The sequence below is a fragment of the Dietzia maris genome (assembly GCF_014144855.1).
GTDB classification, from domain to species: Bacteria; Actinomycetota; Actinomycetes; order Mycobacteriales; family Mycobacteriaceae; genus Dietzia; species Dietzia kunjamensis.
The window spans coordinates 1-2,598 of the sequence record NZ_JAALDN010000448.1 but is presented as its reverse complement, the minus strand read 5'-3'; the positions used below and the strand labels follow the sequence as shown (position 1 = coordinate 2,598).

Here is a 2,598-nt window from a genome sequence, read left to right as displayed (position 1 = left end):
GTAGCCCTCGATGAACTCGGCCCGCCACAACGGTTGCCCCTTCGGCAACTGCACCGCCATCTGCTCGGCGATGTAGGCCTCGGCCTCGGCGCGACCGCCCGGCTCGGGAAGCCGGCTGCGCACGAGGTGGTTCGAGATGTCGTAGTCGGGGTCGTCGACCCAGTACCAGCGGCGGCCCCGGCGGACCGGGATGCGGTGGAACACCGGGTGCGCCTCGACCATCCGCGTCTGGATGGCCCGGGTGACCTCGTCCCAGTCGGGGATCTCGGCGAACCACACCAGACAGTTGATGTACATGAGGTTGTCCGGGCGGTCCATGAGCAGCCACAGCTGGTCGCGCAGGGGGATCCGGATCCCGTCGTTCGCCGCCATAGCCCCGGCTCCTCTCGCTCGCCGACCAGTCAACGCCGACCGCTCACTCTTGCACCCGTCGATTCGTCCCCACGCTAGAGCAGCGTCGACATGCCCCACCGGGCTATGACCGAAACGGCAACGCAGACGGCGGCACAATGGGCGGATGCGCATCGTTCACACCCCGGATGATCCCCCGGCCAAGGGCATGTACGCCCTGCTCACCGCGTCGATCACACCGCGCCCGATCGCGTGGGTGTCGACGATCTCGGTCGACGGGGTGCCCAACCTCGCGCCGTATTCGTTCTTCACCGTCGCCTGCGCCGACCCGGCGATCCTGTCCGTGACCTCGATCGGGCGAAAGGACACCTATCGCAACGTCGTGGGGACGGGCGAGTTCGTGGTGAACATCGGCACCGAGTCGCTGATGGAGGTCATGAACGCCACCTCGGCGCCCGTCGGCCCGGAGGTCGACGAGTTCGAGATGCAGGGGCTGACCGCCGACCCCTCGGACGTCGTCGCGCCGCCACGGGTCGCCGAGGCGCCGATCGCGTTCGAGTGCGTGCGCCATGACGTGATCGACCTGGGCACCAGCGCGATGCTGCTCGGACGCGTGGTGAGCGTGACGATCGATGACGAGATGCTCGCCGACGACGGTCTGCCCGACTTCGGATCCCTGCTGCCGCCGTCGCGGTTGGGCCGCCACCAGTGGGGGTACGCCCCGCGCACGCGCGAACTGCCCCGGCCGAGGAGGTGAGTGGGTCCCGGAGGTGACCGGTCCCGCGTCCGGCCGCGCCTCCAGCAGCAGCCCGTGCGTCGGCCGCCCTTGCGGCGCCCGCCCCAGTCGCACTAGCCCTGTCGCAGTAGCTCTGCCGCAGCTGCCCCTGTTGCAGCCGCCCCTGACCATGGCGTCTCGCGTGCACCGCGGTGTGGGCGGGACGCCATGGTGGCACGCGGCTGGGCCGCGCGGCTGGGGCGCGGGCGGTGCATAGCCGGTCAAGTAGCCGGCAGTCCGTCAAGTAGACGACAGTCCGTCGAGCTCTTTCCGACGCGCCTGCACACGACCGCCCGTGCCCCGGAATCCACAACCCCGGCCGTCTCCACAGGCCGAGCCGGAAGCGGCCCCCGCTGCGGCGATCCCCGCCTCCCCCAGCGCAATACTGCCTTGACATGAGCACCGATCACTCCCGCCCAGTCGTCATGTCCGCAGCCGAACTCCTCGCGCGCGGGTATAGCCGCCGAGCACGAGAACACGCCGAACGAACGGGTCAGCTCCACCGCGTTCGCCACGGCGTCTACGCGCTCGCATCGGACGTCCCCACCGGACCCGACCAGGCCGAGGCAATCCTCGAGATGCGCTCGCGGGCCGCGGCGGGGAGCATCAGCCCGGGGACTGCGATGTCCCACACGTCAGCCCTCGTGTTGCACGGCCTCCCCGTCCACGGAATGGATACCCGGCGGGTCACCACCACCAGGCACCGCCCCGGGAGCGGGAGCAGGCGCAGGAAGAGCTCGATCTGCCACAATCTCGATCTCGCCGACGTCGTGACCGAGGTGGACGGGATCCCGGTGACGACCCCGGCGCGGACGATCGTCGACGTCGCGCGGTCGAGTCCCTTCACCGGCGCGGTGTGTGCGGCGGACGAGGCGTTGCGTCGTAAGCTGTGCAGCCCGGGCGATCTGGCGTTCGAGCTCGAGGCCGCTGCCGGCAGGGTCGGCGTCGCGAGGGCCCGGGCCGTGGTGGCGTTCGCCGACCCGGGCGCCCAGTCTGTCCTCGAATCGGTCAGCAGGGTCACCATCAGCCGCGCCGGTCTGCCGATGCCGCAACTCCAGCGGGAGTTCATCTTCCCGGACGGGACCTCGACCTTCGTAGACATGTACTGGGAAGAATGGGGGCTCGTCGGCGAGGCCGACGGGTCGGGGAAGTACGGGATCGACGACGGCGAGGGGTCCGTCCGCCAGAAGCTGCGCGACGAGAAGAAGCGGCAGAACAACATCGAAGCACTGGGCAACATCTTCCGGCGTTGGCAGTGGGAGGACTATCTGCGCGGCAGGATCGTGCCCATCATCCGCGAGGCGATGAGGATCCAGAATTCCCTCGGACGGGGCCCGGGCCGCGCAGCGTGACCTCGGGCCAGCGCCCGGCGCCCCCGCCCCCACCGATGGCGTCTCGCTCCCGGGCAAGGCGTCTCGCTTCCGGACCTGGCGTCTCGCGCCCGGCGCGGCGTCGAAATCCCCCGCCAGCCG

The 2,598-nt window shown here is 70.2% G+C and carries 3 protein-coding genes; 2 read left to right on the top strand and 1 reads right to left on the bottom strand.

The features are described from left to right. Positions 1-372, bottom strand: a 372-nt coding sequence (locus G6024_RS14010) for a wax ester/triacylglycerol synthase domain-containing protein (RefSeq protein WP_235027920.1), incomplete at its 3' end; no start/stop codon positions are given. Positions 373-517: 145 nt separating this feature from the next. On the opposite strand from G6024_RS14010, the gene G6024_RS14005 reads away from it, so the two are divergent. Both G6024_RS14005 and G6024_RS14000 read left to right on the top strand, forming a co-directional pair. Further along, positions 518-1,108: a flavin reductase family protein gene (locus tag G6024_RS14005; RefSeq protein ID WP_159148971.1), complete on the top strand. Its 591-nt coding sequence runs from the start codon at positions 518-520 to the stop codon at positions 1,106-1,108. Between the two features lie 413 nt (positions 1,109-1,521). Continuing rightward, positions 1,522-2,478, top strand: a complete 957-nt coding sequence (locus G6024_RS14000) for a type IV toxin-antitoxin system AbiEi family antitoxin domain-containing protein (RefSeq protein ID WP_159148970.1) — start codon at positions 1,522-1,524, stop codon at positions 2,476-2,478. The last annotated feature ends 120 nt before the right edge of the window (positions 2,479-2,598 follow it).